Consider the following 13,390-nt stretch of genomic DNA (forward strand, 5'->3'; position numbering starts at 1 on the left):
TACAGGTATTGACCGTAGGCCCGGCAAGCAACGCGCCGCCGGGCACCACCCCACAAAACTAAATCGCCACCAGATGCCTTACCCCCTGCGCTTCCATCTCATGCCCCTTCCCTGCCTGAATAATCGCCCCGCGTGACATCACCAGATAATTATCCGCCAGCTCAGCGGCGAAATCGTAAAACTGCTCCACCAGTAATATCGCCATATCACCCCGGTTCGCCAGGCCGCGGATCACCGCACCGATCTCCTTGATCACCGACGGCTGGATCCCCTCGGTCGGCTCATCAAGGATCAACAGCTGTGGACGGCACGCCAGCGCCCGGCCAATCGCCAGCTGCTGTTGCTGCCCGCCGGAAAGATCCCCGCCCCGCCGCTGCTTCATCTCCCGCAGAACCGGGAACAGCGTGTAGATCTCATCAGGCACGCTTTTCGCGTCGCGCCCGGAAAAGCGCGACAACCCCATCAGCAGATTTTCCTCCACCGTCAGGCGCGGAAAAATCTCCCGCCCCTGTGGCACATAAGCGATCCCCTGCTGAACGCGCTGGTGCGGCTTCGCATTATTAATCAGCTTGCCCTGCCAGTGAATGGTCCCGGATTTGGCCGGGATCAGCCCCATCAGGCATTTCAGCAGCGTGGTTTTACCCACGCCGTTGCGCCCCAGCAAACAGGTGATCTCGCCGGGCGGGGTGTCAAAGGATAAGCCGCGCAGAATATGACTGCCGCCGTAATACTGCTGTAACTCTTTAACCTGCAACATGATCAGCGCCCCAGATAAACGTCGATAACCTGCTCATTCGCCTGCACCTGCGCGAGCGAGCCTTCTGCCAGCACCTGCCCCTGATGCAGCACGGTCACGTGATCGGCTATGGTTTCCACAAAGCCCATATCGTGCTCCACCACCATCAGCGAATGCTTGCCCGCAAGCTTGCGGAACACCCCCGCGATATATTCGGTTTCCGCATCCGTAAGGCCGGCGGCGGGTTCATCGAGCAGCAGTAAATGCGGCTCCTGCACCAGCAGCATGCCGATCTCCAGAAACTGTTTTTGTCCGTGGGAGAGCAGACCCGCCGGGCGCTGTTTCTGCCCGGTCAGACGCAGCAGCTCCAGCACTTCTTCAATGCGATCGCGCTGCTCGCCGTTCAGCTTCGCCCGCAGGCTGTGCCACACCGATTTATCGGTTTTCTGCGCAATCTCCAGATTTTCCAGCACGCTCAGCGCTTCAAACACCGTCGGTTTCTGGAATTTACGGCCAATGCCCGCCCGGGCGATCTCCACCGGCGACAGTTCCAGCAGGCTGATGGTCTGATCGTAAAACACCTGTCCGCTCTGCGGCCGCGTCTTGCCGGTGATCACGTCCATCAGCGTGGTTTTCCCTGCCCCGTTGGGGCCGATCACACAGCGCAGCTCGCCGACGCCAATGGACAGCGACAGATCCGTCAGCGCCCGGAAGCCGTCAAAGGTGACGTTGATTTTTTCCAGCTGCAATACCGGATCGGTGGTTTCCCGAAAGCGATCCTGCGGCAGCGGCTGGGTAAAGAGCGCATCAGTCATGCTTCCTCCGTTGAATAAGGCCGATAACGCCACGCGGCAAAAACAGCGTGACCAGAATAAACATCAGGCCGAGGAAAAACAGCCAGAAGTCCGGGAAGGCCACGGTAAACCAGCTGCGCGCGCCGTTGACGATCCCCGCGCCGAGGATCGGGCCGATCAGCGATCCGCGCCCGCCCAGCGCCACCCAGATCGCCGCTTCGATGGAGTTGGTCGGCGACATTTCGCCGGGATTAATAATGCCCACCTGCGGTACATAGAGCGCCCCCGCCAGCCCGCACAGCACCGCCGACAGCGTCCAGACGAACAGCTTAAAGCCGCGCGGATCGTAGCCGCAGAACATCAGGCGGTTCTCCGCATCGCGCACCGCCGTCAGCACGCGGCCAAACTTGCTGCGGGTTAACAGCACGCCCACCAGCAGCGTGCCCGCCAGCAACAGCACGGTGGCGATAAACAGCCCGATGCGCGTGCCGGTGGCGGAGACCGGAAAGCCCAGCATGGTCGTGAAGCCGGTAAAACCATTATTGCCGCCAAAGCCGGTTTCGTTGCGGAAAAACAGCAGCATTCCGGCATAGGTCAGCGCCTGGGTCATAATTGAAAAGTAGACATCTTTAATGCGCGAGCGGAAGGCGAACCAGCCAAACACCAGCGCCAGCAGCCCCGGCACGAGGATCACCAGGCACAGCGCCCAGGCAAAATATTGTGTTCCCGCCCAGAACCAGGGCAGCTCCGTCCACGACAGAAACGACATAAAAGCAGGCAGCCCGTCGCCAGCGGCCTGACGCATCAGGTACATGCCCATGGCGTAGCCGCCGAGGGCAAAAAACAGCCCGTGCCCCAGCGACAGCATTCCGGCATAACCCCACACCAGATCCAGCGCCACGGCAACCACCGCATAGCAGAGGATCTTGCCGATCAGCGTCAGCGTATAAGTGGAGATCGCCAGCGGATGTGCGGCGGGCAGCAAAGCCAGAAACGGCAGCGCCAGCAGCGCCAGTAACAGCAGCCCGGTAAAAAAGCCGGTCAGGCGTGGCGCGCGTCGGGCCAGGGTCAGCGTTATCGGTTGGCTCATCAGTCAATTACCCGCCCTTTGAATGCAAATAACCCCTGCGGCCGTTTCTGGATAAACAGCACGATCAGGACCAGAATGGCGATTTTCGCCAGCACCGCGCCGGTTTGCGGCTCCAGCACTTTGTTGAGCACGCCCAGCCCCAGCGCGGCCACCACCGTGCCCGCCAGCTGGCCGACGCCGCCGGTGACCACCACCAGGAAAGAGTCGATGATGTAACCCTGCCCCAGTTCCGGGCCAACGTTGCCCAGCTGCGATAAGGCCACGCCCCCCAGCCCGGCGATGCCGGAACCCAGGCCGAAGGCCAGCATGTCCACCCGTCCGGTCGGCACGCCGCAGCAGTCCGCCATACGGCGGTTTTGCGTCACCGCCCGCACGTTCATGCCGAGACGGGTTTTATTCAGCAGCAGCCAGGTAAGGGTCAGCACGCCCGCCACAAAGAGGATCACCGCCAGCCGGTTGTACGGCAGCACCAGATTCGGCAGTACCGCCCAGCCGCCGGAGAGCCAGGCCGGGTTGGCCACTTCGAGATTTTGCGTACCAAACAGCATGCGCACGCACTGGATCAGCATCAGGCTGATCCCCCAGGTGGCGAGCAGGGTTTCCAGCGGTCGGCCATAGAGGTGGCGGATAATGGTACGCTCAAGGATCATGCCCACCGCGGCGGTGATCAGGAAGGCCACCGGCAGCGCCGCCAGCGGGTAGAACGCCAGCCACTCCGGGGCCACACGCGAAAAGAGATCCTGCACCAACCAGGTGGAGTATGCGCCGATCATCAGCATCTCGCCGTGGGCCATGTTGATCACCCCCAGCAGCCCGTAGGTGATCGCCAGCCCCAAAGCCGCCAGCAGCAGGATCGATCCCAGCGAAATGCCGCTGAACGCCTGCCCCAGCCACTCGCCCCACTTCAGGCGCTGCTGCACCTGCGCCAGACTTTCCGCCGCGGCGGCGCGCACCGCCGGATCCGGCTCCACCTGCGGATCCGTCAGGCGCATCAGGCTGGCCTGCACTTGCGGATCGCTGGCTTCACCCAGCAGTTTCACCGCTTCCAGGCGTTTTTCCGCCCGGCTGTCCGCCAGCTGTAAATTCGCCACCGCAATCGCCAGCGCGGTATGCACCCGATCATCCTGTTCGGCGGCCAGGCGCGCGCTGAGCAGCGGCAGCTGATCGGCCTGAGCATTAGCCTGTAACGTCAGCGCCGCCTGAAGCCGCACGGCGTCATCGGGGCTGACCAGTTGATGCGAGGCCAGCGCGCTTTTGATCAGCCCGCGCAGGCGGTTATTAAGGAAGATTTTTTTGACGCTGCCCACCGGGGCGGCATCGCCTTCCAGCGGAATAAATTTGTCACCCGCTGGCGTAAACAGCTGACCGCGCGTATCCGTCACCACTTCCGCCTCATTAAGCTTTTGCAGAAACGGCAGGCGTGAAGCTTCAGGCGCGGCGGCCCACTGCTGGAGCAACTGGATCTGCTGCGCGCGGCTGGCCTGACCGTACTCAGCGGCAGGCCCGGCGTATGCGTGGCTTGCCATCAGCAGACCGCTTAAAAGAAGAAAGCCCAAAGCCGGGAGTATTTTCATCATGTCACTGTCTTTCCGGGTGAGTTCAGCCACAGCGTGGGGCCGCGTCTGCCGCCCCATGCCTCTGCCCTACGGGAATTACTTACCGCCGGTTTTCACCGGGTGATCCGGCTTTTTGTCGTTACCGGCAATGAACGGGCTCCACGGCTGGGCGCGAACCGCCTGCTCCGTCTGCCACACCACGTTGAACTGACCGTTATCTTCGATTTCGCCAATCATCACCGGCTTGTGCAGGTGATGGTTGGTGGCGTCCATGGTCAGGGTAAAGCCGCTCGGCGCGGCAAACGACTGGTTCGCCATGGCCGCGCGCACTTTATCCACATCGGTGGTGCCTGCTTTTTCCACCGCCTGCGCCCACATATGAATGCCGACGTAGGTCGCTTCCATCGGATCGTTGGTCACCACGGTATCGGCGTTCGGCAGCTTGTGCGCTTTGGCATACGCCCGGTAATCGGCGACAAATTTGGTGTTCACCGGATTGCTGACCGACTCAAAGTAGTTCCACGCCGCCAGATGCCCGACCAGCGGTTTGGCATCGATCCCGCGCAGCTCTTCTTCACCCACCGAGAAGGCCACCACCGGCACGTCCGTCGCCTTGATGCCCTGGTTCGCCAGCTCTTTATAGAACGGCACGTTGGAGTCGCCGTTGATGGTGGAGATCACCGCCGTTTTGCCGCCGGCCGAGAATTTTTTGATGTTGGAGACAATGGTCTGGTAATCGCTGTAACCGAACGGCGTATAGACCTCTTCGATGTCCTGATCCTTCACGCCTTTGCTGTGCAGGAAGGCGCGCAGGATCTTGTTGGTGGTGCGCGGATAGACGTAATCGGTGCCGAGCAGGAAGAAGCGTTTCGCGCTGCCGCCGTCTTCGCTCATCATGTACTCCACCGCCGGGATCGCCTGCTGGTTCGGCGCTGCACCGGTGTAGAAGACGTTCGGCGACATCTCTTCGCCCTCATACTGCACCGGGTAGAACAGCAGCCCGTTCAGCTCCTCAAATACCGGCAGCACGGATTTACGCGATACCGAGGTCCAGCAGCCAAACACCACCGCCGCTTTATCCTGGCTCAGTAACTGACGGGCTTTTTCCGCGAACAGCGGCCAGTTGGAGGCGGGATCGACCACCACCGGCTCCAGCTGTTTACCCAGCACGCCGCCTTTGGCGTTGATCTCGGCGATGGTCATCAGCGCCATGTCTTTCAGCGGTGTTTCAGAGATCGCCATGGTCCCGGAAAGGGAGTGCATGATCCCCACTTTAATCGTCTCTGCTGCGTGTGCCTGTAGAGAAAAGCCCATGCTCAAAAAGGTGGCGGACAGGGCAAATGCTTTCAGCAACGAACGTCTTTTCATGACTAAACCCCTAAATGGTATTGAGTGAGTGTTGTTGTTGACTACGGTGAAACGGGTTGCAAACTGGCCTGCTGGAGCATGTGTAGTGTGATTTTTCTGACCTCGGCTTTGCTTTGGGAAATGTGTCCGGTCAGCAACTGTTGCGCCTCCCCGGTGTTCTGATCTTCGATGGCCTGCAAAATGCGGGCGTGCTCGTTGTAGGTCGCCTCAACGCGATCCTCGCGGGTGAAATCGAGGTGACGAATAATGCGCATCTTCTCCGTCAGCTCAACGTGCACCCGTACCATTTCGCTGTTGCCGGTGCTCTGCACCAGCGTGGTATGAAACTGTTCGTCCATCAGCGACAGCGCCTTGCCCGGCGTCATACGCGGCGCGGCGATCCAGAAGGCGGTAAGCGGCGCGAGATGCTCTGAACAGAGGCCCGGCGGCATGCCGCACAGGCGGCGCACCGCTTCCCGCTCCAGCACGATGCGAAAGTCATACAGCGCTTCGTAGTAGGTGAAATCAAAAGGCCGCACCTGCCAGCCGCTGCGGGAATACACCTGCACATAGCCTTCGTGCTCCAGCCAGAACAGCGCCTGACGCACCGGCGTGCGGCTGGCGGACATACGGGCGGAGATCTCGCTTTCGCTGAAATGCTCGCCGGGCATCAGGCGGAAATCGAAAATTTCGTTTTTCAGCGCCTGATAGATGCGCTCCGCCAGCCCCGCGCTGCGCGTTTTGTCGTTTTTACCGCTCGCCGCCATTTGCATCGTGCTACTCCAGCCACAGCAGGCTGTCGCCGGGATTGACCGGACGGCCAGGCTTACAGCCGAGACGCTTCACGCGGCCCGCCTGCGGCGCGACAATCGCCAGCTCCATTTTCATCGCCTCGACGATGACCAGCGGCTGTCCAGCCGTCACCTCGTCGCCCGGCTGCACCAGCACTTTCCAGATATTGCCGCTCATGTCGGCCATTACCGGCTGCGCGTCCTCGTCGATCGCGTCCTCTGCCACCGGCGCGATCTCCTGGCTGCTGTCATCGTCCAGCTGCCAGCGCTCCACTTCCGTCTCAAAAGCGGCGGCCTGATGCTCACGGAAACGGCTGATGTCGTCGGCGTTATCATCCAGGAATTGCAGATGCGCCGGGAAATCGAACACCGTTTCTTCAATGCGCACGGTGGCGCGGCCTTCGCGGAAATCCTCCCGCAGCCGATCCAGCTCTTCTTCGCTGACCGGGTAGAAATGCACCTGGTCGAAGAAGCGCAACAGCCAGGGTTCGCCAGCGCTGAACTGATCGTTTTTCAGGAACTTGTTCCAGATCGGCAGCGTACGCCCTACCAGCTGATAACCGCCGGGGGAATCCATGCCGTAGATGCACATGTACATGCCGCCGATGCCCACCGTGCCTTCGGCGGTAAAGGTGCGCGCCGGGTTGTATTTGGAACTTAACAGCCGGTGACGGGGATCGACGGGCACCGCGCAGGGCGCGCCGAGGTATACATCGCCCAGGCCGAGGATCAGATAGCTGGCGTCAAAAATCGTCTCCTTCACCGCCTCGCGGCTTTCAAGACCATTAATGCGCTGAATAAAATCGACGTTGTTCGGCAGCCAGGGGGCGCTGGCGCGTACCGTATCCTGATAGCGGCTGACGGCATCGAGGGTGGCGCGATCTTCAAAGGCCATCGGCAGATGCACGATGCGCGACGGCACTTTCATCTGGCTGACATCGCCGGTGCGCGATTCGGTTTCCAGCAACAGCGCCACCAGCGCCTGCTGGCTGATAAGCTTGCTGTCGTAACGCACCTGTAAGGAGCGCACGCCCGGCGACAGCTCTTTAATGCCCGGATGCGCCAGCTCACGCAATTGCGCCATGATCAGGTGCACGCGCAGACGCAGCGCCAGATCCAGCACGTTATCGCCGTACTCGATGAGGATGTAGTTATCCCCCGCCTGGCGATAGACAATGGCCGGTGCACCGGCGGATGCCGGAAGCGACACCAGCGCCGCCGCGGAGACGCCGTTGCGCTCCGCCAGGGACGGCACCTCAAAGGTGGCCAGCGGGCTGGTTTGCAGCGAGTCGATAATGCGATCCATGGCGTTCTCCCGCGCCACCGCTTCCTCAATGCTCATCGGATAAAAGCGGATGCGGTCGCCGGGCTTCACCTGGCCCACTTTCCACAGCTCGGCTTTGGCGATGGTCACCGGGCAGACAAAACCGCCGAGGCTTGGCCCGTCACGGGTGAGGATCACCGGGAAATCGCCGGTAAAGTTGATCGCGCCAATAGCGTATTCACAGTCATGCACGTTAGAGGGATGCAGCCCGGCCTCGCCGCCGTTGGGCCGCGCCCAGCCGGGTTTTGGCCCCACCAGCCGCACGCCAAGCCGGTTGGAGTTGTAATGCACCTGCCATTCGCTGGCAAAGAAGTCGTCGATGGACGCCTGGGTGAAGAAATCCGGCGCGCCGTGCGGGCCGTAAAGCACGCCGATGCGCCACTCATCGCCATAGGTTGGGATCAGCACCGGTGACAGCGCCTGCGGCTCGCTCACCGGCGCGGGTGTGGTGCAGGCGATCAGCGCCGGACGGGAAATGGGCAGCAGATCCGCCACGCTGAGCGTGCGCCCGGCGTGACCACCAAACTGCCCCAGCGCGAAGGTGGAACGGCTGCCGAGATATTCCGGCACGTCGATGCCGTTGCGTACCGCCAGATAACCGCGACAGCCGCTCTGCGCCCGGCCCAGCGCCAGCGTCTGCCCCGCATGCACCGTTACCGGCTGCCACAGGGGAACGGTCTCGCCGTCCAGGGTAGCCTGGCAGTCCGCGCCGGTCAGGGCGATCACCGCCGCGGCGTGAAAACGCAGCACCGGGCCCTGCAGGGTAAACTCCAGCCCCGCCGCCGCGTCGTGGTTGCCGACAATGCGGTTCGCCAGCCGGAAGGCAAAATCATCCATCGGGCCGGACGGCGGCACGCCGATGTCCCAGTACCCGAGACGTCCCGGATAGTCCTGCACGCTACTCCAGGTGCCCGGTTGCAGCACCTCAATCACCGCGCTCTCCACCGTCACGCTGTCCAGCATTCGCGTCCAGACGTTGCCGTCCACGAAGGCGTCGCTGGCGGTGATCTGCCGCAGATAATCGAGGTTAGTGGCGATGCCGTGCAGACGCGTGGCGTTCAGCGCCTGCTGAAGTTTTGCCAGCGCCGCCTCGCGGGTTGGCGCATGGACAATCAGTTTGGCGATCATCGGATCGTAAAACGCTGACACCTCGCTGCCGGTGATGACGCCGGTATCAATGCGCACGTCCGACGGGAACACCACTTCGGTCAGCACGCCGGGGCTGGGCTGGAAGTTTTTCAGCGGATTTTCGGCGTAAATACGCACTTCGATGGCCGCGCCCTGCGGTGCCTGCGCCAGCCGCGCCCAGTCGATGGACTCCCCGGCGGCGACCCGCAGCATACACTCCACCAGGTCAAGCCCGGTGACGCACTCGGTCACCGGATGCTCCACCTGTAAGCGGGTGTTCACTTCGAGAAAATAGAAGGCGTCCTGTGCGCTGTCGTAGATAAACTCCACCGTCCCGGCGCTGCGGTAGTTCACCTGTTTCCCGAGTTGCACGGCGGCGTTCAGCAGCGCCTCGCGGGTGGCGGGCGGCAGATGCGGCGCGGGCGTCTCCTCCACCACTTTCTGATTGCGGCGTTGCAGGGAGCAGTCGCGCTCGCCGAGGGCCACCACGTTGCCCTGCCCGTCGCCAAAAATCTGCACTTCGATATGGCGCGCGCGATCGATGCAGCGTTCGAGGAACACTCCCGCATCGCTGAAAAACTGTTCTCCCAGACGACGCACGCTTTCCCAGGCCTGTGCCAGCGCCTCATCGTCGGCGCAGCGCGTCAGGCCGATGCCGCCGCCACCTGCGGTGCTTTTCAGCATCACCGGATAGCCGATCAACTCCGCGGCGTTAAGCGCCTCCGGCAGGGAATTGAGCAGACCGGTGCCCGGCGTCATCGGCACGCCTGCGGCGGCGGCCAGCTCACGGGCGCGGTGCTTGAGGCCGAACTCGCCGATCTGTTCTGCGGTCGGGCCGATAAAGACGATCCCGGCGCTGTCGCAGGCGGCGGCGAACGCCAGGCTTTCGGAGAGAAAACCGTAGCCGGGCCAGATGGCCTGCGCCCCGCTCTCCTGCGCCGCGGCAATGATTTTGTCGATGCGCAAATAGCTGTCGCTGGCTTTTTCTCCGCCAAGTGGCAGTGCGACATCCGCCTGTTTAACGTGTTCGGCGTTTTTGTCGGCGTCGGAGTACACCGCCACGCTGGTGATGCCGAGGCGCTTCAGGGTGCGGATGGCGCGGCAGGCAATTTCGCCGCGGTTAGCGATAAGGACGGTATTAAACATGGCGGGTCTCCTGGCGGGCGATCCAGTTGCGCCAGCCTCCGAATGCGGTAATGTCCGTGGCATCAGGTAGCGCTGCCGGTTCACAGATAAAGCCTTTCACCAGACGGCCATCGCTCAGCTCCAGCGTGCCGATGCCGAGCGGCGGCGGGATCTCCGCAACGAATTCCCCGAAGCGGGCCAGCGGGATGTCCCACAGCTCCACCTCAATGGCCGCCCCCTCATCCGCGCGGGCAAGACCCGGTTTCTGCGGCTGGGTATTCGCCAGCGCATACAAGCGGTAGCAGGCGGCGGTTTGCGTGGTTTCCACAAAGACCGCCCGGCGGGTAGTCAGCTGGAAATTGAGCGGCATACCGCGCAGATGCGCACCGACTACCGCCACGCGCACATGCTGCGCCGACACCGGTAGCGGCGTGCAGGACGGCGTGAAATCCCGCCCCGTCGCCCCCAGCGGCAGCGCCAGTTGCTGTTGCCAGCGCACGCCGAAATCCGCCAGCGCGCGATCGTGCCAGGCCGGGGCGATCAGCGTGATCCCTGCCGGTAATCCGTCGGCGCGGAACGGCGCAGGCAGCGCCAGTGCGGAAAGATCCGCCAGATTGGTAAAGTTGGTATAAGTGCCAAACTGCGAGTTAAAGCGCACCGGCTCCAGCTTCATCTCATCAATGGTGTGAATGGTCGGCGAGGTCGGCACCACCAGCGCATCCACCTCACGCAGGGCGGCATTGATCTGCTGCGCCAGTTCTGCCCGCAGGTATTCCGCCTGAAACGCCTCGACAGCGCTGAACGTCAGGCCCCCGGAAATAATGCCGTGCACGGTAGGATCCATTTTCTCCGGGTGATCCAGCATTTCACCAACAGCGGCGGTACGCTCCGCCACCCATGGCCCCTGATACAGCTGTTCTGCGAGACGGGTGAAGGCTGAAAAATCAATCGGCTTCAGGGTAGCGCCGCTTTCGCGCAGCGCGGCCAGCGCCTGTTCCCACGCGGCTTGTGCCTGCGCGTCGTCAAAAAAGGTCAGGGTTGCCGGGATGGCAAACACCGGATTTTGTGAAATGGCGGCAGGCGCGGTGGCCGGATGGACGCGGGAGTAGGCATCGCCATCATCGTGGCCTGCGGCAAGGGAGGTGATATAAAAGGCGTCCTCCACCGTCAGGGCGAAGACCGACAGCGTGTCGTTCAGCCGACAGGCAGGCACCACGCCCTGCGCGGAGAGCCAGCCTTTGGTGGGCTTCAGCCCGACGATATTGTTAAAGGCCGCCGGGACGCGACCGGATCCGGCGGTGTCGGTGCCCAGCGCGAACGGCACCAGACCGCGCGCAACAACGGAGGCCGAGCCGGAGCTGGAGCCGCCGCTGACGTAATCCGCGTTAAAAGTATTGCTCACCGCGCCATAGGGTGAGCGCGTGCCCACCAGCCCGGTGGCGAACTGGTCGAGGTTGGTTTTGCCGATGACGATCGCGCCTGCCGCTTTGAGTTTTGCCACCGCGAAGGCATCGCGCTCAGCAGGGTAAGCGAAGGCCGGACAGGCGGCGGTGGTCGGCCAGCCCGCGACGTCAATATTGTCTTTCACCGCAAACGGAATGCCGAATAACGGCAACGCCTGCGGGTTCTGCTGATATTGCGTCAGTAAGGCGTCGAGCTGATCGCGGATTTGCGTGGCGCTGGCAATGGCGATCCAGGCGTTATCTTCCGACGCCAGGGATCCGGCATACGCCTCAAGGAGTGAAAATATGTCATCGCTATGCTGGTGGATATGCTGTTGCCATGCCGACAACGTATTTCCTGTCATTGCTGTCATGTTCTGGATCCCTGTTGGTATACAAGATGAAATCCAGATAGCAACTGCCGTGCCAGAAAGTTAACTCAATGATTAATTTGATTTATTTATATATATCGAGAATATATTTAAGATGACGCTGCACTAAAGTCGACCATATTTGTGCCAGCGCAGTGCAGAGGGTCAGAGGAATAATCAATAACAGAAAAGGCCATCAGATAATAATGTTATGGCTTTTTACTAAATATCGGGAATGCATTCATGAGAATCATTATAAATCTTTAAAGGAGGCTATTTTATGGGAAATCACTTGCCATTATAACCTGTGGGTTATAAAATTTTATAACCCGCAGGTTATAGGAGATAAGGAAATTGGTGTGGGAAATCATTACGCGAAAGCTGTTTGATAGGTGGTTTGAGGAACAGACCGAGGAAGTACAGGAAGAAATTTTAGCCCACTTCGTCATTCTCGAAGAGGATGGTCCACACTTAGGACGACCACAGGTAGACCAGATCAAGGGATCGCAATACCAGAACATGAAGGAACTTCGCGTACAGGTTGCGGGGCATCCATTCCGGGCATTCTTCGCATTTGATCCGCAGCGAAAAGCGATTGTGTTATGCGCGGCAGATAAGAAAGGTGAAACGGATAAAATCTTCTATAAACGTATGATTAAGATTGCCGATGCTGAGTTCAAATCGCATCTGAAATCACCGGAGGTTAAAGAAAATGGCGACGCTTAAAGAAATGATGGCTAAACGCTCTCCAGAAAGCCGTGATCGCATAAAGGCGCGTGCCGCTGAAATACGTCAGGAAATTACCTTAGCGAAACTGCGCGAAGAGCTAAACGTCTCGCAGACACAACTCGCCGCCGCGCTGGGCGTAAGCCAGCCTTCTGTCGTTAAGATGGAGAAGATCGATAATGACCCGAAACTTTCTACACTCAAGCGCTATGTTACGGCGCTGGGCGGAGAGTTAACGTTAGATGTTACCCTGCCAGACGGTAAGCGAATTGCGCTTAACCTGTAACTGAAATTTAAGAGCCCGCATTATGCGGGCTTTATATATTCAGACGCCGATGACTTCGCATTGCATACTCACATGCGTACTATCAGGCGCGGATATCGTCATACTCGCGGGTATTATCAAACTCATGCTTGGCAAACGGGCAAAGCGGGATAATTTTTCGCTCTTCCTGACGCATTTTTTCAACCACGCGCGCCACCAGCTGTTTGCCGACGCCCTGACCTTTCAGGCTCGGGTCGACATCGGTATGTTCGATAATGCTTAAATGCTCGCCGGTCGGGACGAAAACGATTTCCGCGATCTGCTCGCCGTCGGCATTATTCACATAAAATTTATTATGGCCTTCAAGGATTTCCATTATTCACTCTCTTTTTTCTGGCGGTACTGTAGTGCACCGCTCGGGCAGGTGTCGATAATGCGTGTGACCGTTGCCGCATCCACTTCATCCGGCATGATCCAGGGTTTGCGTTTCAGATCGAAAAGCGCCGCGCTGCCGCGTACGCACTTTCCGGCATGCTGACAGAGTGCGGTATTGAAATAGACATCTATTTGCTGACCGCTGTAGAGGCGGTAGCCCGCATCCAGGAGTGCTTTATCCATGACATTGGCTCGGTGTGTTGTTTTTATTGGGTCGAATTTAGCATACCGATATGAAGGCGTGGTGACTACGGGGCGGG

Annotated in this window: 12 protein-coding genes; 2 read left to right on the forward strand and 10 right to left on the reverse strand. The window is 60.3% G+C overall.

The window, feature by feature from the left end; genetic code table 11:
- Nucleotides 1–58: 58 nt before the first annotated feature.
- The 8 genes from urtE to atzF all read right to left on the reverse strand — a co-directional run bounded on the left by urtE (nt 59) and on the right by atzF (nt 11,707).
- Entirely contained in the window at nt 59–757 is a 699-nt protein-coding gene (urtE, locus tag QRD42_RS01115; protein ID WP_321988001.1) for an urea ABC transporter ATP-binding subunit UrtE, read from the reverse strand.
- 2 nt (nt 758–759) lie between these two features.
- Nucleotides 760–1,551 (reverse strand): urea ABC transporter ATP-binding protein UrtD, encoded by a 792-nt coding sequence (gene urtD, locus QRD42_RS01120; RefSeq protein WP_318363794.1) that lies wholly within the window; start codon nt 1,549–1,551, stop codon nt 760–762.
- Entirely contained in the window at nt 1,544–2,620 is a 1,077-nt protein-coding gene (gene urtC, locus QRD42_RS01125; RefSeq protein ID WP_072569872.1) for an urea ABC transporter permease subunit UrtC, read from the reverse strand. The genes urtD and urtC overlap by 8 nt, the downstream gene beginning before the upstream one ends.
- Nucleotides 2,620–4,194 (reverse strand): urea ABC transporter permease subunit UrtB, encoded by a 1,575-nt coding sequence (gene urtB, locus QRD42_RS01130; RefSeq protein ID WP_321988721.1) that lies wholly within the window; start codon nt 4,192–4,194, stop codon nt 2,620–2,622. The genes urtC and urtB overlap by 1 nt, the downstream gene beginning before the upstream one ends.
- A gap of 78 nt (nt 4,195–4,272) precedes the next feature.
- Nucleotides 4,273–5,544 (reverse strand): urea ABC transporter substrate-binding protein, encoded by a 1,272-nt coding sequence (urtA, locus tag QRD42_RS01135; protein WP_318363792.1) that lies wholly within the window; start codon nt 5,542–5,544, stop codon nt 4,273–4,275.
- Between the two features lie 41 nt (nt 5,545–5,585).
- On the reverse strand, nt 5,586–6,296 hold the full coding sequence (locus QRD42_RS01140) for a GntR family transcriptional regulator (protein WP_412175866.1): 711 nt from the start codon (nt 6,294–6,296) through the stop codon (nt 5,586–5,588).
- 4 nt (nt 6,297–6,300) lie between these two features.
- Complete coding sequence (uca, locus tag QRD42_RS01145) at nt 6,301–9,912, reverse strand: urea carboxylase (RefSeq protein WP_321988002.1); 3,612 nt, start codon at nt 9,910–9,912, stop codon at nt 6,301–6,303.
- Complete coding sequence (gene atzF, locus QRD42_RS01150; RefSeq protein WP_321988003.1) at nt 9,905–11,707, reverse strand: allophanate hydrolase; 1,803 nt, start codon at nt 11,705–11,707, stop codon at nt 9,905–9,907. Before atzF ends, uca begins: the two co-directional genes overlap by 8 nt.
- 354 nt (nt 11,708–12,061) lie before the next feature.
- Between atzF and QRD42_RS01155 the strand changes: the two genes are divergently transcribed.
- Nucleotides 12,062–12,430 (forward strand): type II toxin-antitoxin system RelE/ParE family toxin, encoded by a 369-nt coding sequence (locus QRD42_RS01155; RefSeq protein WP_072569868.1) that lies wholly within the window; start codon nt 12,062–12,064, stop codon nt 12,428–12,430.
- Nucleotides 12,417–12,716, forward strand: a complete 300-nt coding sequence (locus QRD42_RS01160; protein ID WP_072569867.1) for a helix-turn-helix domain-containing protein — start codon at nt 12,417–12,419, stop codon at nt 12,714–12,716. Before QRD42_RS01155 ends, QRD42_RS01160 begins: the two co-directional genes overlap by 14 nt.
- A gap of 82 nt (nt 12,717–12,798) precedes the next feature.
- Here QRD42_RS01160 and QRD42_RS01165 read toward each other — a convergent pair whose 3' ends face one another.
- Both QRD42_RS01165 and QRD42_RS01170 read right to left on the reverse strand, forming a co-directional pair.
- Complete coding sequence (locus tag QRD42_RS01165; protein WP_072569866.1) at nt 12,799–13,071, reverse strand: GNAT family N-acetyltransferase; 273 nt, start codon at nt 13,069–13,071, stop codon at nt 12,799–12,801.
- Nucleotides 13,071–13,313: a (4Fe-4S)-binding protein gene (locus QRD42_RS01170; RefSeq protein ID WP_072569865.1), complete on the reverse strand. Its 243-nt coding sequence runs from the start codon at nt 13,311–13,313 to the stop codon at nt 13,071–13,073. The genes QRD42_RS01165 and QRD42_RS01170 overlap by 1 nt, the downstream gene beginning before the upstream one ends.
- Nucleotides 13,314–13,390: the final 77 nt, after the last annotated feature.

Origin of the sequence: Enterobacter sp. PGRG2 (genome assembly GCF_030291195.1) — a bacterium.
GTDB lineage: Bacteria > Pseudomonadota > Gammaproteobacteria > Enterobacterales > Enterobacteriaceae > Enterobacter_D.

What these genes read in the sequence shown, in the direction of transcription:
- uca (WP_321988002.1), bottom strand. Translation starts at nt 9,912, where the DNA reads ATGTTTAATACCGTCCTTATCGCTAACCGCGGCGAAATTGCCTGCCGC.
- QRD42_RS01165 (WP_072569866.1), bottom strand. Translation starts at nt 13,071, where the DNA reads ATGGAAATCCTTGAAGGCCATAATAAATTTTATGTGAATAATGCCGAC.
- QRD42_RS01160 (WP_072569867.1), top strand. Translation starts at nt 12,417, where the DNA reads ATGGCGACGCTTAAAGAAATGATGGCTAAACGCTCTCCAGAAAGCCGT.
- QRD42_RS01140 (WP_412175866.1), bottom strand. Translation starts at nt 6,296, where the DNA reads ATGCAAATGGCGGCGAGCGGTAAAAACGACAAAACGCGCAGCGCGGGG.
- urtB (WP_321988721.1), bottom strand. Translation starts at nt 4,194, where the DNA reads ATGAAAATACTCCCGGCTTTGGGCTTTCTTCTTTTAAGCGGTCTGCTG.
- urtE (WP_321988001.1), bottom strand. Translation starts at nt 757, where the DNA reads ATGTTGCAGGTTAAAGAGTTACAGCAGTATTACGGCGGCAGTCATATT.
- atzF (WP_321988003.1), bottom strand. Translation starts at nt 11,707, where the DNA reads ATGACAGCAATGACAGGAAATACGTTGTCGGCATGGCAACAGCATATC.
- QRD42_RS01170 (WP_072569865.1), bottom strand. Translation starts at nt 13,313, where the DNA reads ATGGATAAAGCACTCCTGGATGCGGGCTACCGCCTCTACAGCGGTCAG.
- urtC (WP_072569872.1), bottom strand. Translation starts at nt 2,620, where the DNA reads ATGAGCCAACCGATAACGCTGACCCTGGCCCGACGCGCGCCACGCCTG.
- urtA (WP_318363792.1), bottom strand. Translation starts at nt 5,544, where the DNA reads ATGAAAAGACGTTCGTTGCTGAAAGCATTTGCCCTGTCCGCCACCTTT.
- urtD (WP_318363794.1), bottom strand. Translation starts at nt 1,551, where the DNA reads ATGACTGATGCGCTCTTTACCCAGCCGCTGCCGCAGGATCGCTTTCGG.